Origin of the sequence: uncultured Mucilaginibacter sp. (genome assembly GCF_937859865.1) — a bacterium.
Classification (GTDB): domain Bacteria; phylum Bacteroidota; class Bacteroidia; order Sphingobacteriales; family Sphingobacteriaceae; genus Mucilaginibacter_A.
On sequence record NZ_CALMAT010000139.1, the window covers coordinates 17131 to 38909 of the forward strand.

General features: G+C 42.4%; 24 protein-coding genes and 1 pseudogene. 13 read left to right on the top strand and 12 right to left on the bottom strand.

What is annotated here, in order from left to right:
• The first annotated feature begins 31 nt into the window (after positions 1–31).
• The 4 genes from Q0192_RS15310 to Q0192_RS15325 all read left to right on the top strand — a co-directional run bounded on the left by Q0192_RS15310 (position 32) and on the right by Q0192_RS15325 (position 1909).
• Positions 32–550, top strand: a complete 519-nt coding sequence (locus tag Q0192_RS15310; RefSeq protein WP_299290677.1) for a YfiT family bacillithiol transferase — start codon at positions 32–34, stop codon at positions 548–550.
• Between the two features lie 39 nt (positions 551–589).
• Positions 590–1249, top strand: a complete 660-nt coding sequence (locus tag Q0192_RS15315) for a hypothetical protein (protein ID WP_299290679.1) — start codon at positions 590–592, stop codon at positions 1247–1249.
• Between the two features lie 73 nt (positions 1250–1322).
• The gene (locus Q0192_RS15320) at positions 1323–1538 is read left to right on the top strand and encodes a hypothetical protein (protein WP_299290681.1); all 216 of its coding nucleotides are present in this window, start codon (positions 1323–1325) and stop codon (positions 1536–1538) included.
• Positions 1517–1909, top strand: coding sequence for a type II toxin-antitoxin system VapC family toxin (locus Q0192_RS15325; protein ID WP_299290683.1), 393 nt, complete (start codon positions 1517–1519; stop codon positions 1907–1909). The genes Q0192_RS15320 and Q0192_RS15325 overlap by 22 nt, the downstream gene beginning before the upstream one ends.
• A 41-nt stretch (positions 1910–1950) precedes the next feature.
• On the opposite strand, the gene Q0192_RS15330 is transcribed toward Q0192_RS15325, so the two are convergent.
• From Q0192_RS15330 to Q0192_RS15345, 4 genes are all read right to left on the bottom strand, one after another.
• Positions 1951–2760 (bottom strand): hypothetical protein, encoded by an 810-nt coding sequence (locus Q0192_RS15330; RefSeq protein ID WP_299290685.1) that lies wholly within the window; start codon positions 2758–2760, stop codon positions 1951–1953.
• A 12-nt stretch (positions 2761–2772) separates the two neighbouring features.
• Positions 2773–3291: a heavy-metal-associated domain-containing protein gene (locus Q0192_RS15335; protein ID WP_299290688.1), complete on the bottom strand. Its 519-nt coding sequence runs from the start codon at positions 3289–3291 to the stop codon at positions 2773–2775.
• Between the two features lie 86 nt (positions 3292–3377).
• Positions 3378–3806, bottom strand: coding sequence for a hypothetical protein (locus Q0192_RS15340; protein WP_299290690.1), 429 nt, complete (start codon positions 3804–3806; stop codon positions 3378–3380).
• A 49-nt stretch (positions 3807–3855) separates the two neighbouring features.
• Complete coding sequence (locus Q0192_RS15345; RefSeq protein ID WP_299290692.1) at positions 3856–4533, bottom strand: OmpA family protein; 678 nt, start codon at positions 4531–4533, stop codon at positions 3856–3858.
• A gap of 149 nt (positions 4534–4682) precedes the next feature.
• On the opposite strand from Q0192_RS15345, the gene Q0192_RS15350 reads away from it, so the two are divergent.
• Positions 4683–5510 carry an SDR family oxidoreductase gene (locus Q0192_RS15350; RefSeq protein ID WP_299290694.1) on the top strand — a complete coding sequence of 276 codons (828 nt, stop codon included), beginning with the start codon at positions 4683–4685 and terminating at the stop codon, positions 5508–5510.
• On the opposite strand, the gene Q0192_RS15355 is transcribed toward Q0192_RS15350, so the two are convergent.
• The 5 genes from Q0192_RS15355 to Q0192_RS15375 form a co-directional block, all read right to left on the bottom strand.
• Complete coding sequence (locus Q0192_RS15355) at positions 5507–6073, bottom strand: thiamine pyrophosphokinase (protein WP_299290696.1); 567 nt, start codon at positions 6071–6073, stop codon at positions 5507–5509. The two genes, Q0192_RS15350 and Q0192_RS15355, sit on opposite strands and share 4 nt — an antisense overlap.
• A 174-nt stretch (positions 6074–6247) precedes the next feature.
• A complete protein-coding gene (locus Q0192_RS15360) occupies positions 6248–6436 on the bottom strand; it encodes a hypothetical protein (protein WP_299290698.1) in 189 nt (62 codons plus the stop codon).
• A 31-nt stretch (positions 6437–6467) separates the two neighbouring features.
• Positions 6468–7577: an acyl-CoA dehydrogenase gene (locus Q0192_RS15365; protein ID WP_299290700.1), complete on the bottom strand. Its 1110-nt coding sequence runs from the start codon at positions 7575–7577 to the stop codon at positions 6468–6470.
• A gap of 1 nt (position 7578) precedes the next feature.
• Complete coding sequence (gene pnuC, locus Q0192_RS15370) at positions 7579–8208, bottom strand: nicotinamide riboside transporter PnuC (protein ID WP_299290702.1); 630 nt, start codon at positions 8206–8208, stop codon at positions 7579–7581.
• A 24-nt stretch (positions 8209–8232) separates the two neighbouring features.
• A complete protein-coding gene (locus Q0192_RS15375; RefSeq protein WP_299290704.1) occupies positions 8233–10617 on the bottom strand; it encodes a TonB-dependent receptor in 2385 nt (794 codons plus the stop codon).
• 501 nt (positions 10618–11118) lie between these two features.
• Here Q0192_RS15375 and Q0192_RS15380 point away from each other — a divergent pair.
• The 6 genes from Q0192_RS15380 (at position 11119) to Q0192_RS15405 (ending at position 17210) form a co-directional block, all read left to right on the top strand.
• Positions 11119–11532, top strand: coding sequence for a hypothetical protein (locus Q0192_RS15380; protein WP_299290706.1), 414 nt, complete (start codon positions 11119–11121; stop codon positions 11530–11532).
• A gap of 297 nt (positions 11533–11829) precedes the next feature.
• Positions 11830–12840 carry an alpha/beta hydrolase gene (locus Q0192_RS15385; protein WP_299290708.1) on the top strand — a complete coding sequence of 337 codons (1011 nt, stop codon included), beginning with the start codon at positions 11830–11832 and terminating at the stop codon, positions 12838–12840.
• Between the two features lie 17 nt (positions 12841–12857).
• Positions 12858–14153 carry a threonine/serine exporter family protein gene (locus Q0192_RS15390; protein ID WP_299290710.1) on the top strand — a complete coding sequence of 432 codons (1296 nt, stop codon included), beginning with the start codon at positions 12858–12860 and terminating at the stop codon, positions 14151–14153.
• Between the two features lie 209 nt (positions 14154–14362).
• Entirely contained in the window at positions 14363–16108 is a 1746-nt protein-coding gene (gene aspS, locus Q0192_RS15395; RefSeq protein WP_299290712.1) for an aspartate--tRNA ligase, read from the top strand.
• Between the two features lie 98 nt (positions 16109–16206).
• Positions 16207–16614: an FKBP-type peptidyl-prolyl cis-trans isomerase gene (locus tag Q0192_RS15400; protein ID WP_299290714.1), complete on the top strand. Its 408-nt coding sequence runs from the start codon at positions 16207–16209 to the stop codon at positions 16612–16614.
• Positions 16615–16658: 44 nt separating this feature from the next.
• A complete protein-coding gene (locus Q0192_RS15405; RefSeq protein ID WP_299290716.1) occupies positions 16659–17210 on the top strand; it encodes a Uma2 family endonuclease in 552 nt (183 codons plus the stop codon).
• Between the two features lie 39 nt (positions 17211–17249).
• Here the strand turns inward: Q0192_RS15405 and Q0192_RS15410 are convergent, their stop codons facing one another.
• Positions 17250–18191: an SMP-30/gluconolactonase/LRE family protein gene (locus Q0192_RS15410; RefSeq protein ID WP_299290719.1), complete on the bottom strand. Its 942-nt coding sequence runs from the start codon at positions 18189–18191 to the stop codon at positions 17250–17252.
• 127 nt (positions 18192–18318) lie between these two features.
• On the opposite strand from Q0192_RS15410, the gene Q0192_RS15415 reads away from it, so the two are divergent.
• Both Q0192_RS15415 and cobA read left to right on the top strand, forming a co-directional pair.
• Entirely contained in the window at positions 18319–19623 is a 1305-nt protein-coding gene (locus tag Q0192_RS15415) for an amidohydrolase (RefSeq protein WP_299290721.1), read from the top strand.
• A 36-nt stretch (positions 19624–19659) separates the two neighbouring features.
• Positions 19660–20397 (top strand): uroporphyrinogen-III C-methyltransferase, encoded by a 738-nt coding sequence (gene cobA, locus Q0192_RS15420; protein WP_299290723.1) that lies wholly within the window; start codon positions 19660–19662, stop codon positions 20395–20397.
• On the opposite strand, the gene lspA is transcribed toward cobA, so the two are convergent.
• Both lspA and Q0192_RS15430 read right to left on the bottom strand, forming a co-directional pair.
• Positions 20388–20813, bottom strand: a complete 426-nt coding sequence (gene lspA, locus Q0192_RS15425; RefSeq protein ID WP_299290725.1) for a signal peptidase II — start codon at positions 20811–20813, stop codon at positions 20388–20390. The genes cobA and lspA overlap by 10 nt on opposite strands.
• A gap of 153 nt (positions 20814–20966) precedes the next feature.
• Positions 20967–21779: pseudogene (locus Q0192_RS15430) on the bottom strand (glycosyl transferase); the annotation flags it as partial.

The window sequence follows — 21779 nt, forward strand, 5'->3', positions numbered from 1 at the left end:
GTAAAAAAAGCATTCAAATAAACAGAAGATCATGACAGACGAAAAATACCCGATTGGGAAATACACCGCGCCGCTTTCTTTTACCGAAGAAGAAATGCAAAAATGGATCGCAGAAATTGCAGCTTTGCCCGGCCAGATGCGCCAGGCTGTGGTTGGTTTAAACTACAAACAGTTTGATACGCCTTACCGTTTAGGCGGCTGGACGATCAGGCAAGTAATCCATCATGTGGCCGACAGTCATTCCAACAGTTTAACGCGTTTTAAACTGGCTTTAACCGAAGATAACCCAACCATTAAACCTTATGCCGAAGCAGATTGGGCTTTGCTGCCCGATTACAAAATGCCGGTTGCACCATCTTTCCAAATGATTGAAGGGATCCATTACCGCTGGGTAGAACTGATGCAAGCTTTAACCGACGAGCAATGGAGCCGTACGTTCTTTCATCCGGAAACCCAAAAATCGGTTACTTTAAAAGCTGCTTTGGGCTTGTATGCCTGGCATGGTTTGCATCATTTGGGGCATATAAAGTTGGCGTTGGGGAAGGTGTGAGGAGGATCTTTTGTATTAAACTAATTTTAGAAAAAGCTTATGACCTACAACTTTGATGAACATAAACATCGTTATGCAGTTTGGACTGCTGCACGAGCTGTTCAACGATCATTTGCGAAAACATCCGATATAAAAAATGCTATAAACTGTACAGGACTAAGGCAATTTAGTGAATCAGATATATCTATTACACAAGACACTTATGATACAAAGCAAAAGGAATGGTGCAATTTAATAATTGATCATTTTAGTAAACTTGATAAATCTCCAAAAAGCCCTTCCGATCCACCAGAAAAGTACAAGTGCTCTTATGGCCGTGCATCAAAAATTATTGCCATCTATTTAAAAACCTCTATTATACTGCCCAGTAAAGGACAAACAAAAAATTGTTCAGTGATTCATCCGCCAATTGATCGTATTTTACTTGAATGTTTAGCTGATAAAAAGAATATTAAGGAGCTATTAGAAAAGCCTTGGACACAATTCGAGGAAAAAGATTATTGGAGAATAGTAAGGATTATCAGAGTAAATGATTTAACTTTCGATTGGACATTGGAAGAATACTGGCATTCAAACCAGAAACCAAAAGGCTGGCCAGAAGCTTTTCAAGAAATGGCAAAAAACGGTGATGATGAATTGCTAATCCCTGATATTTTTGAAGATGAAGATTTTAGTGATTGGATTTTGAAAGAAGTTTAAATACTTCTTTTATCAACCAAAATTTAAAACATAAAAGTTTTTCTTCACTATATTTATAACAAATAACAGAAAAATGGAAACAATGCTGATACAACTAACCAATCATAAAGCAATTGGGTTGATACATGAACTGGAGGAGTTGGAATTGATTAAAGTGTTAGAAGAAAGTACTACTGTAAAAAAGAAACTATCTGAAAAATATGCCGGTAAATTACCAGGAAACGTTGCGGATGAACTACAAAATTATGTAACACAAAGCCGCAATGAATGGAACAACCACAATATTTAATTGATACAAATGCAGTTATTGATTATTTAGGTAGAAAGATGCCGGAAGCTGGCATGGCTTTTTTAGATCAAGTTTTAGATACGGCACCTAAAGTTTCTGTAATTACAAAAATAGAAGTATTAGGCTTCAACGCACCAGCAAAAGACTATCAATTGCTGAAAAACTTTATGGATGATGTTGCCCTTATTGAGCTAACTGCGGCAATAGTAGAACGTACTATTGCTATCAGGAAATTATATAAAACAAAACTTCCGGACGCTATTATTGCAGCAACTGCTTTAGTGCATGACCTAACCTTAATTACAAGGAATACAACAGATTTTAAGAATATTACAGGTATAAAACTTCTTGATCCGTATTTGCTTTCATAATAAATTAAACTTCCCATACTTCTTTTACTACCCCAAATTCCTCAAAACAAATTAAAAAAATTATACTCCAACCTCACTAAATACATATTCTCAGAATTGCGCGTCATACTATTATACAAAGGTGTGCGGTAAGAAAAATCAACCCGGAAAACACTGTTAAAAATAAATTGAACGGCAGGCGCAGCATCCAAGTAACTTTGCCGGTAACCGGGATTGGTTTTCCCTAATAATTCCAAATACAAGTTCACGTTGGTTTGGTTGTAATTAGTGTAATTTTTCGGAAAAAGCAAATAGCCGGAAGATAACGTATAAGCCACCGCATCTTTTGCAAAACCAACCGGAATTGGATTATTTTGATTATTTTGATTATCCAATCCACGTAAGTAGCTTACTGAACCTGATATTGCCAGTTTATGCAGCAATTGCGTAAAAACTAATCCGCCTTGCAAACCGGAATTATCCCCTTCTAAATTAATTTCCTGATTGATAATTGGATTATTAATGGTAGATGCTTTGATAAAAGCCGCGCCGCGAAAATGCCGCTGAACAGAATCAACCGACAAAAAACGGTATTTGGCATAAGCGCTAAAACCTTCCAAATGCTGTTTTTGCTGGTAAAAATCGGATACGTAAGCCGAAGTATGTACCATCCAGTTTTTGCTGGCGCCGTACATTAATTCCACCGTGCTTCGGTTTTTAAAACCAGGGTTAAAATAACCCTGATTTTCTAACCTTATGCCTAAAGAATGCCGTGCCATATTACTGGCCGGCTCGGTATTGACATATAATTCCTGCGCAAAAGCAGTAAAGGTTGATGCCAAAAAGCACCAAATCAGAAACAAATATTTCATTTCCTTTTTGGCTTAAATGGTAACGTGATATACCTTTTGGCCATCCATCGTACCACTTTTATAGCAGGAATAGGCAGTTTGTGCCGCATATTTTTTGTAAGCAGAAGCCGGAACAAAACCTTTATCAATTACAGTAACCGGCGTAATTCCGTTCAAAGTTTCATCTTTAACATTTAAAAAATGATAAACATTGCCAGCATAATTGAAGTGATAATTGTTGTTGATTTTTAAATTATCAAAGTTAAAAGAAGCTGTCAGTTTGTTAATAGAAAAACCGGCATCGGTTACTTTTTTGCTGATCGCATCCAAGTTAACAGGCGCATCTTTTTTAAAAGTAACCACAAATAAATTGCGGTTTAAATCGGGTTTTACATCGCTGATAAAAGTTAAAGTTCGCAACGATTTTTCGGTTGCTTTAGAACACATGGAACAAGTTAAACCGCTTACTTGTAAATCGGCTTTAACAAATTGTGCTTTTGCAACTTGAATGGAAATGGCCAGAATGGCCAATACTATTTTGAAAGTTTTCATGGAAAGATTGATCTAAAATTGTAATTTAAAAAACAGTAAACATCAGCCAAAAGCTGCATTTAAATTTTACTAAGATTACAATTAGATCAAATCCTAAAAGTACAATTTTGAATAAAAACAGGAACTGGGTTTGGAGGCGGCCCGCGTTCCAAATGTAAATTGGAAAGATGGTTAATAGTTAATGGTTCTTGGGAAAAAGCAAAACTAAAAACCGGAACAAGCGAGACTAAAAAAGTACCGGTAAAAACAGTATGTGAGGCCTGGTGTGCATCTTTTACCTTAACTTCTAAGTGCGTTTCTTTACAGCATTTGCTGTCCATGCCACACTTTTTGCTTGGCGCGTCAATTTTAACCGATTCAATAACATTGCCGCAAAAATGCAGGTTCAAAGCAAAGCCGGTTGCCGTAACCAAGTACAGCAGCACAACTAAAATTATGCCTGATTTTTTTATCACGATGTAAAGATAACGCAAATGTTTAATCCATTTATGGATCAAAAGTAAATAAAGAAGCATCCCCGGAAATACAGGGATGCTTCTTTTATCGTATAAAAATTGGTATTGATTATTGCGCTGATTGTGCGTCGGCTTTCATTTTATCGTTGGCCACAATTACAATTTCAACCCGGCGGTTTTGCGCGCGTCCGGCATCTGTTGTATTGTCTGCAATCGGGTCGGTTTCGCCTTTTCCTTGCGTGGTTAAACGCGAACCGGAAACACCATTTGCAACGATGGAGGATTTTACAGCTTCGGCACGGCGGACAGACAAATCCTGGTTATAAGTAGCCGAACCAGTATTGTCGGTATAACCAATGATAGAAATATTGGTGTCCGGGTTTTTTTCCATAGAAGCAGCCAGGTTTTGCAGGTTGGTAGTTGCAGCAGGTTTAAGCGCAGTTTTATTGACATCGAATAAAATGCCCGAATCAAACTTCACAATCAAACCTTCACCTTCCCGAACCACATCTGCGCCTGGCACGGTTTGCTTGATTTCAGCCGCTTGCCGGTCCATTTTACGGCCAATAAAAGCGCCTGCAGTCCCGCCGATGGCACCGCCGATAATGGCGCCGATCGCCGTGTTCCCAGCTCTTTTACCAATCAAAGCGCCGATAGTTCCACCTGCGCCTGCGCCAATTGCCGTGCCTTTTTGGGTTTTGGTAAAAGACGAACAGCCCGTGGTTAATGTTGCAACCATCGCGATGGCCACACTGGTTACGGCTAATTTTCTGGATAAAGTTTTCATAAAATAATTCATGTTTTAAAGTTTTGGGTATTTCATCAACCTGATTTTCTTATTAAAAGTCAATGTTATTCCGCATCGTCTTATAAGTTGGATGCGGTTGTAAAGTTACAAAGGAGATGCCAAAATGGTTTTTAATTTATCTTTGAAGGATGAACGGTGGCGGTAAAGGTAAAAAAATCGGTATTTTAGGTTGCGGCTGGCTGGGTTTTCCGTTGGCCAAAAATTTAGTGGAAAAAGGTTGGCAGGTGCATGGCTCTACCACCACACCCCAAAAACTGCAACTTTTGCAGGAAGCGGGCATCAAACCGTTTCTGCTTGCTTTGGATGCAAATTCTGATCTTTCCAATTCCACTTTTTTTGATGCTGATGTGCTTTTTATCAACGTTCCGCCATCGCGCAAGTTGGCGCAAAGCGGTTATCTGGACAAGATGAAAACTTTGCTGGCGGCTATCCAAACTTCGTCCATTAAAAAAGTAATTTTTGTCAGTTCCACTTCGGTTTATGGTGATGTTTGCCGTGAAGTTACCGAAGCAGACGAGCCGGACAACCCATCCGAATTGCTACAGGCCGAAATGCTGTTTTTATCGGCAAAAAATTTGCAAACCACGGTCATCCGTTTTGGCGGGCTGTTTGGGCCGGATCGAAATCCGGGCAGGTTTTTTAGGGATAAAAACAGTATTCCAAACGGTTTGGTTCCGGTAAACTTAATCCATTTAAACGATTGTTTGAGTTTGATTGAAGCCGTTTTAGATCAGCAAAAATTCTTCGGCGTTTACAATGCCGTTGCACCTTCGCATCCAACAAAACAGGAATTTTACGGGAAAGCAATTTTAAGATCAGGTTTTGGCGCGCCGGAATTTGTGGCAGAAAAAACAGTATGGAAGATTATCAATGCTGAAAAAATTGTTCAGGATTTAAATTACCGATTTCAATATCCGGATTTGCTTTCTTGTCTTGACGATTCGGCTGCTTTTTAAATTTCCTCAGCAATAAATAAAAACGGCTGTGCAAATTGCAGCGTAAAAAAACCATCAGTTTTGGTTTTAAATTGGTTTGAGCTGATCGGCTCCAATCCGCTTTGTACAAAATCTGACGGAATTTGTAGGATTTCAATCATTTCTCCCGCCGCTTTCCACTTGCTAAAACCGCTGCTTACCGGATAAATTTTTTGGTTATTGCTGAAAATAACCAATGTAATTTGACTGGTAAAAATCAGAAATTCAGAAATGCTTCTTTTATCAGCAATAATATTGACTGCCGGATATTGATCTTCAATCAAAAACTGCAAACCAGCTTGCAAAGCGTTTATTCCAATTGGAACAAACCTTAAATTATCTTGTAAAAATTCCGGTTCATTTTCAGTCAGCAGCACATCAAACTTAATCCCCAAGCTTTGCAGTTTTTCTGCGGAATCGTCGTTCACCAAAACCGTTGGGCTCCATTCCAGCAATTGCCCTAAATGTTCTTCGTCAAAACCAGTTAAATCCAAAATAAGGAGGGCGGGTTCTTGTTTTTCGCGAACGATGTGGTGGGAAGACATTTTTTAAGGAGTTAGAAAGTCAGCAAAGACCGGAAGTCGGAAAGACCGAAAGCCTGCAACTTAGAATTTGGTTGATAAATAAGCGCAGTTCTATGAACTAATTTTACTCATTTTTGAATAAATTTCAATGTTTTTAAAAAACATGATGAATTTTTTCGACTGTTTTTAGGTCAATCATTGCGCAAGTTTTTTCAGTAGCTCCTGATCTTCTTTAAGAATTTGTTGCAGATGATGTGTAAGTGTTAATTGATTAGTAGAAGCTGGCCCGAGGTTTTTCAAGAAATGAAGAATATCTTGTAATGCATCTTCCGGTACATTATCAAGCACTTTTTGTATCTCTGTTTTTATTTCTGTTGAAGTCATAAATCAAATTTAACTAAATTCTTTTATCAGTTCACTCCAAAAACGTGAGCAAACTATGCTGGCTTGCCGTATGAAAATCGCGCCAAACGCGGTTAATTTCCGCATCCGGACTGGCGGCCACCAAACCGCAAAAAGGATACAATTCGTCCACCGTTTTCCGACAATTGGCAGCCAGTTGCCGGCTCGTGCGGCTTACTTGTTGCAATGCTTCTTTTATGAGGCTTTTTTCATCGGCCAAAAAAAGTTTCCAGGATTGATCTACGGCTTGGTAAAACCGTCGTCGGCTGTTTTGCAATTCGGCTTCTTGTTTGATAAAGGTAGTTTTTAAAACGGCTTTTTGTTGGGGCGAAAGTTTGTTTGCGCTGCTTATTTTTTCTTTGATGATTACTTCTGCCAAATCCAAAAAACGGATGGCCATGCCTGATAAATTTGCCGCCAACGTAGCTTCTGCCAGTTGTAAAAATGGATAACGGTACAAAGGACGGTCAACTACTACAAAATCAGGATCAATTTTAAAGCTGTTTTCCGTCGGAACGAATACATCTTTCACTTCAAACGCATCGCTGCCGGTGCCCATCATGCCCATATATTTCCAGGCGGTAATCAGTTTTACGTCTTTCGCATCTAAAACAAAAGACAAAATTTGCGGCTGTCCTTCTTCATTCAAAACCGTTTCCTGTGCTTCTTTTACCACACAATTTTCGGTGAAGTGCGTGGCGTGTTGCGCGCCGCTGGCATATTTCCAAGTGCCGTTGATGATAAAACCACCTTCCGTTTTCGTCGCCGTTCCGTTGGAAGCGCCGCTTCCGGCCAGGCAAACTTCTTTTCGGGCAAAAACTTCGGATGCTGTTTTTACCGGCATAAATCCGCCAAACCAGCCGGCACCGCTGCATAGTGTAATTACCCAGCCAAAACTGCCATCAGCCCAGGCCAGGCTTTCTTCCAGCCGCACCATTTCCGGCAGCGGTTTTTCTTCACCCAAATACGCTTTCGGCACCAACAATTTAAACCATTGCTGCTGGTAAATCAATTCCAATTGTTTGGGTTGAAGTAATCCGATCCGTTCTGCTTCGGCTGCTTCCGAACGGATAATTTCTATCCATTTGGGTTGAAGTAAAGCGGAAGGATGAGCGGTTTGCATGTTAAAGATTAGGTGCGGGGTATGAGGTTTGAGGTGCGTTCCTGTAAATCTTCCTCCAATCAAAATAACCAAAAATAGCTACTACAAACAGAAAAAGCGTTAGCAGCGCAAACATCGGCAGGTTTTTATAAAACAGCAGCGGCACGGCAAACAGGTTAGATAAGTTGAGGACGAGCCAGTTTTCGATCTTTCTTCGGGTCAGCAACCACGTTCCGGCCCAAGCGGTAGAGGAAACAAAAGCATCCCAAACCGGAACATTAGAAGGTGTGTAGTTTTTAAGAATCAAGTATAAAACCAGCCAGCCGCCAAAGGTAATGAAGGCTGTAATTATCCATTCCTTTTTAGTGGTATAAGTAATGGGCACGGGCGGTTCATTTCGTTTTCGCATCCAAAAATACCAGCCATAAATGCTCATTACCACATAATAAACATTAAGCAGCGTTTCGGCATACAGTTGTGCTTCGAGTAATAAAAAGATAGAAAGCCCAGTGCCAATCAATCCTGCCGGATACAGCAAAACATTGTTGCGCTTGGCCAACAAAACTTCGGCTACGCCAAAAAACACGGCCACCCATTGCAGCCAGCCGGTTTCGCGGATTTGTTCGAGCAAAAGTTGCAGCCAATGGTTCATTTTCGAGATGCTTCTTTTATCGGCCTAAAATCTTAAACTCAATCCCAGCAGAAAGTTGCGTGGCGCCTGCGGATAATAATAATTGTAGTTGGTTACTTTTCCGCCTTCAATATCCGGATACGTAGCGCCGTTGGGTTCGTATTTCTCGCTCAAAATATTATTAATAAGCAACGATACGCCAATATTTTTAACTGCTTTGGTGCTGAAGTTGTAACGCAAACGGATATTGTTCACAAAAAAAGCATCCAGTTTCCGCTCATCGTTGGAAGTGTTGTCCAGATATTGCTTGCTTACATATTTACTGATCAGCGCAATTTCTCCGCCTTTTATCGGCCGGTAGCCCAACTCGCTCGAACCCACAAAATCCGGCGAAAAAGCAATATCCGTTTTTTGGTATTGCTGCGCTAATACAGTTTGATTAGTATCGTAATTGTACAAATACTGCTGGAAGTTTTTCACTTTATTGGTGCTTAAAGCAGCGGCCAACGACCAGTAAAGCGGTTGGGCAATTTGGATGCGTCCGTCAAATTCAACACCAGCGCGGTAGCTGTCTTTTACGTTGCTGCGGATGGCCGCGCCCACATCGTTTAGGCTTCCGGTCAGCACCAACTGGTTATTATACTTCATATAAAACCCGTTGATGCCGCCGGTAAAAATGCCTTGCTGCGTGCGATAACCGGCTTCGTAATCGTACAAAGTTTCGGCTTTTGGCCGGGATGCAGGCGTAGAATTTACATAATCATCACGGTTCGGTTCATGGTTTCCTATGGCAAAAGAAGCATACAAATTGTTAGTTGGATCGAGCTGAAAACTCAAACCAACTTTCGGATTAAAGAAATTAAGCGCGGCCGATTGCTGCACATTATTCAAATTATAATCGTAACCCAAAAACGAATAATAAATGTAGCGATACTGCAAATCGGCATACAAATTCAGCTTACCCAACTGGTAATTTGCTTTTCCAAAGATGTTGAAGTCGGTTTTAAAAGCATTGTTGCGCGAATACTCATAATCCGGCGTAATGTTGGTGCTTTGCTGCGTCCACTCGATGCGGTTGTAATGCTGGCCGCGGTACTGGTTGTAAGCGCCGCCCAAAGTAAAATTGAGGTTTTTTTGTGCTTGATAATTGAGGTTGTAGGTAACGCCGTAGAAATAATTATTGAGCCATAAACGACGCACCAGATCAGTGGTATCGTTTCCCATCACCGGCCTTAAACCATAATCTGCAACAGGCTGAGCAATTTTATATTCTTCGTAATAACCGCTTCCCTGCGTGTAATGCAGCGCGCCGTTAAAAGAAAGTTTTTCTGAAAACTTTTGGTTGAACAACAACTGGTAATGGTTCTGGACGTAATTATCGGTTTGATTGTTGTAGAAACCACCGTTCGGCATCAAACCCAACTTGTTGTACGTGCGGTCGCCGCTTAATAATTTATCTTCCGGCACGCCGTCCCAAGCCTGGTAAGTTTTTTCTGATCCGGAGAAAACGTTTAAGCGGACCAGCGTATTCTTGCCGTAATAAGCGCCGGAAAGGAAGTAAGATTTGAGATCCGACGAAGCACGATCAATATAACCATCCGATTTAATGCGCGATAACCTGCCATCAAACGTAAAATGATTGGCCAGCAAACCAGAACCTAAACTAACGGTATTTTTTACCGTTGCATAAGAGCCAACGGTATTATCCAATTGTGCGTAAGCTGTATCCTGCCGCGTGGTGGTTTGTACGTTGATGCTGGCACCAAAAGCGCCGGCACCGTTGGTGGAAGTGCCTACGCCGCGCTGGATTTGAATGTTATCCACCGAAGAAGCCAGATCGGGCAAATCAATAAAATAACTGCCCTGGCTTTCGGCATCGTTTAGCGGAACGCCGTTGAGCGTTACGTTGATGCGTGTGGCATCCGAACCGCGAATCCGGATTCCGGTGTAACCAACGCCCGCGCCGGCATCCGAAGTAACAACGGCTGAAGGCGTTTGGTTGAGCAGAAAAGGCAAATCCTGGCCTAAATTATTTTTGGCCAGTTCTTTTTTGCTGAGGTTGGTATACGTAAAGCCGGAGTTTTGCGCTGTCCGGGTGGAACGTACAAAAACTTCATCGGCTTGCAGCGTGCTTCTTTTAAGGGCAAAATTTTGGGATTGATTTGTGTTGATGACAACCATTTGCTGCATTTGCTGGTAGCCAATGTAGCTGATCATCACGCTGTAGCTTCCGGCTTTGAGGTTTCGGATAAGGTAATTCCCGTCCGCATTTGATACTGTTTTTATCGGTGTTTTTTCGATGCGGATGCTGGCGCCGGGCAAGGTTTCGCCGGTTTGCGCATCGGTAATTTTCCCCGACAGGGAAAACTGCGCTGCAGCCAAAAAAGGCAGCAGCAAGGCTGTAAAAGCCAATAGTAAATTTTTTTTCAAAATGTTTAAAATAAGCTGTAGTTAAACCATCTGCCCGCCAGGGCGAACGCGCAGTACACTTAACTTTTTACCTCTCCCTACGCCGGCATTACCCGGATCAGGTGCGAACCCCGGCCCTAAAGGGAGGAGCTACACTTATGGTTTAAGCGTGGCTCCCCTTTAGGGGCCGGGGGTCTGGGTTTGATCTCAGCCTGTTTTTCAGTTGGTAGCAACGTTTTTGCTGCTATGACCAAGCAAGGCACCCCTTGAGAATTTGGGCAAAGATAGGTTTTGTTTTGGATTTGCTAATGCTAATTTCAGATTAAGTAAATTTATATGATAAAAGAAGTATTAGGTTTCTGATTCAAAAGTTTGTTTCAACTTGAAGTCGCGTTTTGCGACTTCAAATCATCTTAATTCTGATTTTGTATATTGATAAAGCAATAAGATGAATTTGGACGAATCAATCAGGATAAAGCCGCTGTGCGTAACTTTTCAGATAATTACAAGTAACAAAGTATTATGAAATTTAAGCTGTTTCTTCTAATGCTTATTTGTACTTCATGTACACATACTGAATCCAAACCAACAAGGGTTCTTTTTAATATTCCACCTCTTGTTAGAAGTAATATTGATGAAGTAGTTAAAGCTCTTGGTAAACCTGATTTCTATCCTAAACCAACCGATAACGAAAAAAGTTATTGTGAATACGAAAAAGACGGATGGAGGTTATCCATCAGATACTATCCAGATACAGGAAAAGTGATTGAATTTTTCATTTTCTCGCCTGTAGGATATGAATATAAAAATGTTGAAGATGTGCTTCGGGTAGGAAATTTAAGTGCTGTTGCTTTTGACTATTTAGTTATACCGGGTAGCGAATTATATGCTTCTCCAGGAACTTATAGTTATGTTACGGTAGTTCCAAAATTTTAAAATTTCACTTGTAAAATTTTCTATTATAAAATCATTCATACTTCTTCTACCACCTAAAAATCCGCATCGTTTCGTGTTCAAACCCTTTTGAGCCAGAGTTCTTCAATCCCACAATATTAAAACAGCCATACTTCTTTTACCGGTATAAAATCAGTATTGCTTTTGCCCTTCGGCCTTTCACCTTTCGCCCTCTTTTCCAAATCATTTTTTATTAGAAATTGATTTTAAACTAATAAAAACAAGCATTAAGTTTTTATTCTTATGATCCATATACGCACCCTTTAATTAACATTAAACATGAGCCAGTCCCAGGAAAACACAGCTTCCATTGAACCGGCAGGTCCTACAAACCTATCATACGCCCAGCCTATTCCCCCTGTTTCAACGCTGCCCAAACTCCCGCTGCCCGTGCCAACAGGTATTGACCAGTTCTTTTTTCCCGGCTTTGAAGTGTATGACGTGGCAACTTCAGGGGCCACCATTCACGTTCTTAAAGGAGGTTCCGGGCCTGCACTGCTGTTGCTGCACGGACACCCCGAAACCCACATTACCTGGCACAAAATCGCGGGGGAGCTGGCAAAACAGTACACCGTAGTGCTGCCAGATTTACGGGGCTACGGAGATTCGAGTAAGCCGGAAGGCGGCCCCAACCATATCAACTACTCTGCACGCAGCATGGCGCAAGACCAGGTTGAGGTGATGCAGCACTTCGGGTTTGATAAGTTCTACCTGGCCGGACATGATCGCGGCGCGCGCGTTGCCCATCGTTTGTGCCTGGATCATCCGAATGCCGTAATCAAGGTTAGTATGCTGGATATAGCACCAACGCTGACTATGTACAACGACACAGACAAACTGTTTGCAACGCGGTACATGTGGTGGTTTTTGCAGATCCAGCCCTATCCAATGCCCGAGACTCTGATTGGATTCGACCCAACGTATTACCTAAAGTACCACCTTGCGGTGCAAGGGAAAACACCGGGAGCGGTTACACCGGAGGCGATGCAGGAATACCTGCGCTGCTACTGCTGCCAGGGAACAATTCACGCTGTTTGCGAAGACTACCGCGCTGCCGCCTCTATTGATCTCAACGTGGACCGGGCGGACGACGAAGCAGGGCACTATATCACTGCCCCGCTGCTGGCTCTTTGGGGCTCTAAGGGAGTAGTTGGCCACCTCTGGAACATACTGGATAGCTGGCGGCCTAAAGCGAACTCAGTTTCAGGTCAGGCACTGGATTGTGGCCACCTCCTGCCCGAGGAGCAGCCAGAAGCTGTGCTGGCCCAGTTTAAAGCATTTTTTAAATAAACTATTAAAATTGGATCATGAGTTCTTCCACACCTTCGTCTCTGCCAAATGCGCCGCTTTCGGTGCCTTCCCCTCAGGACGATTACGACTTGCTGCTGGCCGTTGCTGCCGAGCTGCATAAGAATGGAGAGGAAACCAACGGCGGCATTACAGCAATTGAGCAACTTAACCAAAAAATGGGGCTTGAAACATTATTGCAGCCATCTTGGGGCGAGTTGTTTTTGCAGGTAAAGGGTGAACAAGTGCGGGTGGTGGCTGCCGTTCCGGAGAACATCAATATGAGTCGGGTAGTAGCCACTTTGCACATTGTTGAAGCATTTTGCGCAGGACAAATCGACAAAGCCGGGATGAAAGCAGCACTCGCAGATGCCGGGTGCTTACCTGTATCAAACTTGTGGCTGTTCGTCTTTGCCTGCACGATTGGTGCAGGCGCGCTTTCGATTATTAACGGCGCAACACACGTAGAACCTATTGGTCTTATCATGATTTGCGCAGGGTTAAGCGGATTGTTGCGCCGGGGTTTGGCGAATGTATTAAACGCCAATACATTTTTGCAAATGTTTGCTGCTACCCTGCTTGCAGGGCTCGTGGGGGCGATAGGGTTTAGCTGGCACATCAGTTCGGCAATGCGCCTGGTAGCACTGGGGCCTCTGTTTGTGCTGGTGCCAGGCCCAACAATTCTTAACGGCATGATCGATATCGCTGCATTACGGTTTCCGCTTGGTTTTGCGCGTGTAGCATACGGCTTGTTCACCGTTTTGGTCATGTGCACCGGTGTGATAATCGGCCTAACCTTTGGAGGAACAACGCTGCCTGCATTAGTGCCAAACCAAGAAGTACCGTTTTGGATCGATGTGATATGTGCCGGTATAGCCGCCGGGAGCTATGGGGTTTTCTTCTCCATGCCGCTTCGGCTGATTTGGTACCCGGTGCTGACAGGGATGCTTGCACATGCTATCCGTTGGGAGGCAATATATGGCTTTGGCCTAAGCAACTTCACGGGCGCAGGGCTGGCTTGTCTAATGGTCGGCATAGTGCTTGTACCTATTGCCCGGCGGCGGCATTTGCCGTTTGCCGGGGTCGGGTTCGCATCGGTTGTGTCAATGGTGCCGGGTGTCTTTTTGTTTAGGATGAGTGGTGGCCTGGTCGAAATTTTGCACAAGGCTCAAAATACATCGACCGCACTTATCGGTGTGGTTATTTCAGATAGCACAACTGCACTGCTTACCGTGGTCATGATGGCATTGGGGCTGGTGTTACCCATTAGTGCCTATGCCCACTTTAACCGGGAGAAAAGCAGCAAAGTAGCCTGAACGGGTTTCCGTCTTCGCTCCTCGGTGCGCCAAATAACGTTAAAACAATAAAAAAAGCCGCTTTGAACTTCGAATGCTTAATTCTATTATCAAAAATAGCCATACTTCTTTTACCATCAAAAAATCACCGCCACCCCAACCTTTCTACCCTTCACCTTTCCGCCTTCCACCAAAAACCCTACTTTTGCAAACTCAACAAAAAGCATAACATGCTCAGAACAAATACTTGCGGCGAATTGACACTGAACGATTTAGGAAAAGAAGTAACCCTATGCGGGTGGGTGCAAAAATCGCGCGATTTAGGCGGAACCACTTTTATTGACATCCGCGACCGTTATGGTTTGACGCAATTGGTTTTTAATGAAGAAACAGCTACAGCCGTACGCGAACTGGCCCGAACTTTAGGCCGCGAGTTTGTAATCCAAGTTTCCGGAAAGGTTATCGAACGCTCTAACAAAAACTTGAAAATACCAACCGGCGAAATTGAAATTGCCGTTACGGAGCTGGAAGTTTTAAATCAATCCAAAATCCCGCCTTTTTTAATTGAGGATGAAACTGACGGTGGCGAAGAGTTGCGTGCAAAATACCGTTACCTCGATCTCCGCAGAAACCCAATCCGCAACAACTTAATTCTTCGCCACAAAATGGCGCAGGAAGTGCGTAAATATTTAGACGGATTAAACTTTATTGAAGTTGAAACGCCCGTCCTGATTAAATCCACACCCGAAGGCGCACGTGATTTTGTGGTGCCAAGCCGCATGAATCAAGGTGAGTTTTACGCTTTACCACAATCACCGCAAACGTTTAAGCAATTGCTGATGGTTTCTGGGTTCGACCGTTATTTCCAAATCGTGAAGTGTTTCCGCGATGAAGATCTGCGTGCCGACCGTCAGCCGGAATTTACACAGATTGATTGCGAAATGGCTTTCATCACCCAGGAAGATATTCTAAATGTTTTTGAAGGATTGATCCGTACGCTATTCAAAAATGTAAAAGGGATTGATTTGGTTGAAGTGCCACGTATGACTTATGCTGATGCGATGCGTTTGTACGGTTCTGATAAACCGGATACGCGTTTTGGGATGCAATTTGTAGAACTGACAGATTTGGTAAAAGGCAAAAACTTCCCGGTTTTTGAGCAAGCTGAATTGGTTGTCGGCATCAACGCAAAAAATTGTGCGGCTTACACACGCAAGCAGTTGGATGAGCTGACAGATTATATTAAACGTCCACAAATTGGTGCTACCGGTTTAATTTACCTACGTTATAATGCTGACGGGACGTTAAAATCTTCGGTAGATAAATTTTACAACGAAGAAGATCTGAAAAATTGGGCTGCAACTTTTAATGCAGAACCAGGCGATCTGATGCTTCTTTTAGCAGGCAAAAAAGAGAAAGTGCGCAAGCAATTAAACGAGTTGCGTTTAGAAATGGGCAGCCGTTTGGGCTTACGCGATAAAAATACGTTTTCGCCGCTTTGGGTCTTGGATTTTCCATTGCTGGAGTGGGACGAAGAAACCGAACGTTACCATGCCATGCACCATCCGTTCACTTCACCAAAACCGGAAGATATTGCGCTGCTGGAAACCGATCCGGGAGAAGTACGCGCAAACGCTTATGATTTGGTGATTAACGGAACTGAAGTCGGCGGCGGCTCCATTCGTATCCACGATAAAAACCTACAAGCTTTAATGTTTAAGCATTTGGGTTTTTCGAAGGAAGAAGCGCAAAAACAGTTTGGCTTTTTGATGGACGCTTTTGAATTTGGCGCGCCGCCGCACGGTGGCATTGCTTTCGGGTTCGACCGTTTGTGTTCCATTTTTGCCGGCCTGGATTCTATCCGCGATGTGATCGCTTTCCCAAAAAATAATTCGGGAAGGGATGTGATGATTGATTCGCCTTCCACCATCGACCAAAAACAACTAAACGAACTGAAAATAAAAACAACCATTTAGCCGTTAGCAACCTAAAATTTTACATGAAAAAATATCTATTGTTCTTTGCTTTTTTTACCCTTGTTTTTTCTGCCTGTAAAAAAAACAATTCAACTATAATGCCAGCGGTTGATCCGGCGGTACAAGCTAAGATTGACGATGATAAAATTCAGGCTTATTTAAAAGCTAACCCAAGTATTACCGCTACCAAAGATGCTTCGGGTTTGTATTATCAGGTTATAACTGCAGGAACTGGCGTTAACCCAACTACAAAATCAACCATAACTGTTGCTTATACAGGAAAGTATTTAGATGGAACTTCATTTCAAACTGCTTCAAACTTTACTTCTGTGCTAGGTGCCGGTTTAATTCAGGGATGGCAGATTGGAATACCTTTTGTCAAAACAGGAGGACGTATTTTGCTGATAATTCCTTCCGCATTAGCTTATGGTCCTGCCGGAAGAGACCCTATACCACCAAATACTGTGCTGATATTTACGATTGATTTGTTCGCGGTACAAGGCTAATTTCTAATGCTTCTTTTATCGCCCAAAAATCTATAAATTTGGTTATGGCAGTTGCAGAGAAAAAGAAAAACCCCGAATTAGATTACGAGTTGCTGGAAGTAGGCCCGCAGTTTCAATTGGTTGATGGAGAACAAGTGATGCCGCCATCTTTGTCGCTTAATCACCAATTGGTTAATGGAAAACTTTTTATGTTGATCTCTCAACATTTGGAGAAAAACGGTTTAGGCGGCCTTTGCTTATTTTATCCTGTTGATGTTGTTTTGGATGATAAAAATACTTTTCAGCCCGATTTGATTTACATTTCTAACGAAAGAAAAATTGAATTACATTACAATCGAATCATTGGCGCACCAGATATGGTTATCGAAATCCTTTCCCCTGCCACTGCTTATTATGATTTAAAGCATAAAAAAGATTTGTACGAATGTTACGGCGTTAACGAATACCTGATTATCGACTCGAGGCTTTACAGTGTAGAAGGTTATGTTTTAACCAAAAATAAATTTGAACTCCAACAAAAAGAGCGTCAAAACGGCACGATCAACCTAAATACTTTGCCCGGTTTACAAATTAATCTGCAAAAATTATTTGCCTGATACTATTTTTACCGGCATAAAAACAGTATGGATTTTTCCTTAATCAAAACCTTTCACTTTCATTTTCAGCACATAAATCCCTTCGGAAGCAGTTATAAAAAGCTCGTCTTTATTTTTGCCGCCGAAACAAATATTGCCCGTCCAAGCAGCCGGAATATCAATGTGTAATAGCTGCTTTCCTTCGGGATTAAAAACAAAAACGCCATTCCCGCACAGATAAATATTGCCACGGTTGTCAATCGTCATCCCGTCCGAACCTTTTTCTGCAAAAAGCTGTCGGTTGGTTAAACTTCCGTCAGCTTTAATTTCGTACCGGTAAGTTTTGTTGGCTTTAATATCGGCAACATACAAAAACTTCCCATCCGGTTTACCGATAATGCCGTTTGGCTGCTGTAAATCATCGGCAACCATAACCAGTTGATGTTTCCCTTTCGGCAGATAATAAACCTTTTCGCCGTCCAAATCCGGCTTTTTCCGCGTCCAGTAATCGCGCTGATAATACGGGTCGGTGAGGTAAATCCCGCCTTTGTTGTCAATCCAAAGGTCATTTGGGCCGTTTAGTTTTTTTCCTTCAAAATCGTTCACCAAAACCGTTATTTTTTTTTGCGGCGAGATCAACCAAAGCTGGTTTTGCTCATCGGCACAAGCAATCAAGTTTCCTTTTTTGTCGAAATACAAACCGTTGGAACGGCCGGTCTTGTCCATAAAAACCGAAAGTTTTCCGTTGGTATCGTATTCCCAGATCTTGTCGTTCGGCTGATCGGTAAAAAACACATTGCCTTTTTTATCTGCCGCCGGCCCTTCGGTAAACTTAAATTGTTTGGAAATTAATTGCAGTTTGGCCCCATCTGCAATGAGGTTTGATTGTTGGACTGTGTCCGGATTAATTGCTGCTTTACCTTGGGCGGAACAAGCAGAAACAGCCGGAAATGTAAGTGCAAGCAGAAAAGTATAAACCAGAACGATGCTTCTTTTATCCATGTTTTTTTAGGTAAAAAATGTGTTTTGACAGATTTGGATTTTATAAAAGCTAAAAGTAGCACTTAAATAAATTTATTTTGCCGATAATCCTCGTAATTAACTACCTTTCTTCCCAACAAACAGCAGCATGAAAAAACTTTACTTTTTGCCTTTCATACTTTTTACTTTTCCGGCTTTTGCCCAAACTTCCTACAAAAACGATGTGGCCAAAAAAGCAGATGCGCTTGAAAAACAAGTAATTGCCTGGCGGCGCGATTTCCACGAGCATCCGGAACTGGGCAACCGTGAAGTGCGCACTTCGGGCATTGTGGCCGGTTATTTAAAATCTTTGGGCATCGAAGTAAAAACCGGCGTGGCCAAAACCGGCGTGGTTGGTATTTTAAAAGGCGGAAAACCAGGGCCGGTTGTTGCTTTGCGCGCCGATATGGACGGCTTGCCAGTTACGGAAAGGGTGAATTTGCCCTTTGCATCCAAAGTAAAAACGATGTACAACGGACAGGAAGTTGGCGTGATGGCAGCTTGCGGGCACGATTCGCATGTAGCTATTTTGATGGGCGTGGCCAAAGTTCTATCTTCTATGAAAGATGAGCTGCACGGAACAGTCAAGTTTATTTTTCAGCCGGCCGAAGAAGGCGCGCCCGTTGGCGAAGAAGGCGGTGCCGCTTTGATGGTAAAAGAGGGCGTGCTGGAAAACCCAAAAGTGGATGTTATTTTTGGCCTGCACATCAACTCGCAAACGGAAGTTGGAAAAATTGCTTACCGGCCCGGCGGCGCAATGGCAGCGGTAAACGATTTTAAAATTACGGTAAAAGGACGTTCTGCACATGGCGCTTATCCATGGTCGTCTGTTGATCCTGTTGTTACTTCGGCACAAATTATTACGGCATTGCAAACCATCGTCAGCCGGAATTTGAATGTAAGCGAAAACGGCGGCGTAGTTACGGTTGGTGCAATCAATGGCGGGAACCGGTCGAACATCATTCCAGAACAAGTAGAAATGATGGGAACGATCCGCAATTTAAGCGCGGCAGATGAAAAAATGTTTATCGAACGGATCAAAACCATTGTTCAAAATACGGCAGCGGCGGCAGGTGCAACGGCAGAAGTGCAAATCCCATACACAATTCATTATCCGGTTACTTATAATAACCCCGAACTGACTGAAAAAATGCTGCCAACCATGCAGGCAACTGCTGGCCCTGCAAATGTATTGTTGCGCCCTGCTGTTACCGGTGCCGAAGATTTTTCTTTTTATGAAGAAAAAGTACCAGGCCTGTTTTTCTTTCTGGGCGGAATGCCAAAAGGCGGCGACCCGTTGAAAGCGCCTTCGCACCACACGCCTGATTTTTATATTGATGAAAGCGGTTTTACCCTGGGCGTAAAAACGATGTGCAATTTAACGCTGGATTATATGGCGATGCAAAGTAAATAAATTGATGTTCGCATAAAATATGCCGGTAAAAGAAGCATGGCCGAAGAAACAAAACAACCGGAACTGTATGTAGTTGGCGCTGGTCCCGGCGATCCTGAATTGATCACCGTGAAAGCGTACAAGCTGTTGCAGCAGGCCAAAGTTATTTTGTACGATAATTTGGCCAACAAGCAATTGCTCGATTTGGCCCCCGAAAACTGCGAAATGGTTTATGTTGGCAAGCAGCCTTACGGCGAGTACACACCGCAGGAAAAAATCCTAGAACTGATTAAGCATTATGCTTTTTTAAAAGGACAAGTGATCCGTTTAAAAGGCGGCGACCCTTTTATTTTCGGGCGTGGTTTTGAAGAGATTTTATTTGCCAGGAGCAACGGCATCAAAACTTATTTTATCCCCGGAATTACCAGTATGCAGGCTTCCGGTTTTGAAGATATTCCGCTTACGCACCGCAATCTAAGCGAAAGTGTTTGGGCGATTACGGGAACAAAAAAAGACGGCTCGCTTTCTGATGATCTGCGTTTGGCCATGCAAAGCAACGCAACGGTTGTAGTTTACATGGGCATGAAAAAGCTACAAGAAATTGCGGCAACTTATGTAGAAGCAGGAAAAGGAACTGTTCCGGCAGCCATCATCCAACATGCTTCTTTGCCTTATCAAAAAGCTGTAAAAGGTTTGGTAAAAGATTTGGTGGAAATGGCGGAAGTGCATAAATTGACGTATCCGGCTTTAATTATTATCGGAGAAGTGGTAGGAGTTGCAGAAAACTATGGGTGATTAGGCAAGACTTTTTGCATTTTATACGAAACAAAAACACCAATAACACCAGCCGTAACACAAATATCAGCCACATTAAAAATTCCGGTCCGGAGGTTTTGAATGCCCAGGTTCATAAAATCAGTTACATGCCGATCGTGAAAAATACGGTCAATAATATTCCCAATTCCGCCGGCAAAAACTAATGCAAAGGCTAAAACCCGTATGAGGTTAAATTCTTTGATGTGGCTTATCGTGTAAAAAAACAAAGCCAGTAAAAGCAGCAATGGCGCAAAACTCAGCAACAAAAAATTATAAGGCTGTGGCAAACCTGCGCCCAGGCTTAATGCTGCGCCCGTGTTTTCTGCATATTCTAAACGAAAGGTATCATGAAAATAGGAAGCTGGTTGTTGGTCGGATAAATGTGTTTTAGCCAATCTTTTGGTTACCTAATCGCAACTGATAAAAGCAAAAGAAACCAGGCAAAAAAATACAATTTTAAATTTCGATTTCATCTTGTTTGGTTTGATCCGGGTTTCTTGTTAGGAAATAAAATATACTTCTTTTACCGGCCTAAAATTGGTGTTTAATTACGGCTTCACCATGTCTTGCTCCACCAAAACCAAATCTTTTTGCTCCAACTCATTTTTCCGCGTTTTCCTATTCAAAAACTTTCCTTTTAAACGCGTTACCAAATAATCGTCAAAGCTTTTTATTGGTTTAATTTTCCAGCCTTTTGCCGTTAATGTTTTGATAGCATTTGCAGAAGCGCACAACAAATATGGCTTTTTCGGCACATTTCCTTTGCCGTCTTCGTTCACCAAAAAAAGCGGCTGGTGCAAATAAAATTCCAAAGCGTGCGAATATTCTTCTTCCTGCAACTGCGCTACGGGAAATTTCGGCATACTGTTTTTATCAATATAAAATGCAGCTTCACTGCCGGATTGATATTTTAAAAGCGAAGGATAAAAGTTAAGGTTGAGAAAAAGATTGATAAAAACCGACACCAACACCGATTGAAAAAGCAGTTTATATTTTGGGTCGAATACTTCTTTTACCGATATAAAAATGAACAGCGCTACGGAAAGAATTAAAGGTAAAACGGTGAAAAACGTGATATTTTCTGCCCGATAAAAATATTGCAGGATGAGGATGATCAAAACCAGCAAAACCAAAACTACGGTTTGTGTAATTCGGATGGCGCGCCAGCTTTGAGTGGTTTTTATGTTGATTAAATAGTGCGCCGTTAAGATCGCGAAAAACGGAAAAACAATGGTAATATAATGCGGCAACTGGAATTTGGAGGCTGAGAAAACCAGAAAAGTAAGCAGCGCGCCGCTGATGCAAAACCATTCGCGTTTGTTTTTTTGTCGGAAAAATTGGATAACGGCGATATATAAAAG

Excerpts from the sequence above, each read along its gene's own strand:
- Q0192_RS15365 (WP_299290700.1), bottom strand. The coding sequence starts at position 7,577 with ATGCAAACCGCTCATCCTTCCGCTTTACTTCAACCCAAATGGATAGAA.
- cobA (WP_299290723.1), top strand. The coding sequence starts at position 19,660 with ATGGCCGAAGAAACAAAACAACCGGAACTGTATGTAGTTGGCGCTGGT.
- Q0192_RS15345 (WP_299290692.1), bottom strand. The coding sequence starts at position 4,533 with ATGAAAACTTTATCCAGAAAATTAGCCGTAACCAGTGTGGCCATCGCG.
- Q0192_RS15415 (WP_299290721.1), top strand. The coding sequence starts at position 18,319 with ATGAAAAAACTTTACTTTTTGCCTTTCATACTTTTTACTTTTCCGGCT.
- Q0192_RS15315 (WP_299290679.1), top strand. The coding sequence starts at position 590 with ATGACCTACAACTTTGATGAACATAAACATCGTTATGCAGTTTGGACT.
- pnuC (WP_299290702.1), bottom strand. The coding sequence starts at position 8,208 with ATGAACCATTGGCTGCAACTTTTGCTCGAACAAATCCGCGAAACCGGC.
- aspS (WP_299290712.1), top strand. The coding sequence starts at position 14,363 with ATGCTCAGAACAAATACTTGCGGCGAATTGACACTGAACGATTTAGGA.
- Q0192_RS15410 (WP_299290719.1), bottom strand. The coding sequence starts at position 18,191 with ATGGATAAAAGAAGCATCGTTCTGGTTTATACTTTTCTGCTTGCACTT.
- Q0192_RS15335 (WP_299290688.1), bottom strand. The coding sequence starts at position 3,291 with ATGAAAACTTTCAAAATAGTATTGGCCATTCTGGCCATTTCCATTCAA.
- Q0192_RS15390 (WP_299290710.1), top strand. The coding sequence starts at position 12,858 with ATGAGTTCTTCCACACCTTCGTCTCTGCCAAATGCGCCGCTTTCGGTG.
- Q0192_RS15360 (WP_299290698.1), bottom strand. The coding sequence starts at position 6,436 with ATGACTTCAACAGAAATAAAAACAGAGATACAAAAAGTGCTTGATAAT.
- Q0192_RS15400 (WP_299290714.1), top strand. The coding sequence starts at position 16,207 with ATGCCAGCGGTTGATCCGGCGGTACAAGCTAAGATTGACGATGATAAA.
- Q0192_RS15330 (WP_299290685.1), bottom strand. The coding sequence starts at position 2,760 with ATGAAATATTTGTTTCTGATTTGGTGCTTTTTGGCATCAACCTTTACT.
- Q0192_RS15340 (WP_299290690.1), bottom strand. The coding sequence starts at position 3,806 with ATGCTTCTTTATTTACTTTTGATCCATAAATGGATTAAACATTTGCGT.
- Q0192_RS15350 (WP_299290694.1), top strand. The coding sequence starts at position 4,683 with ATGAACGGTGGCGGTAAAGGTAAAAAAATCGGTATTTTAGGTTGCGGC.
- Q0192_RS15355 (WP_299290696.1), bottom strand. The coding sequence starts at position 6,073 with ATGTCTTCCCACCACATCGTTCGCGAAAAACAAGAACCCGCCCTCCTT.
- Q0192_RS15385 (WP_299290708.1), top strand. The coding sequence starts at position 11,830 with ATGAGCCAGTCCCAGGAAAACACAGCTTCCATTGAACCGGCAGGTCCT.
- Q0192_RS15380 (WP_299290706.1), top strand. The coding sequence starts at position 11,119 with ATGAAATTTAAGCTGTTTCTTCTAATGCTTATTTGTACTTCATGTACA.
- Q0192_RS15405 (WP_299290716.1), top strand. The coding sequence starts at position 16,659 with ATGGCAGTTGCAGAGAAAAAGAAAAACCCCGAATTAGATTACGAGTTG.
- Q0192_RS15325 (WP_299290683.1), top strand. The coding sequence starts at position 1,517 with ATGGAACAACCACAATATTTAATTGATACAAATGCAGTTATTGATTAT.
- Q0192_RS15320 (WP_299290681.1), top strand. The coding sequence starts at position 1,323 with ATGGAAACAATGCTGATACAACTAACCAATCATAAAGCAATTGGGTTG.
- Q0192_RS15310 (WP_299290677.1), top strand. The coding sequence starts at position 32 with ATGACAGACGAAAAATACCCGATTGGGAAATACACCGCGCCGCTTTCT.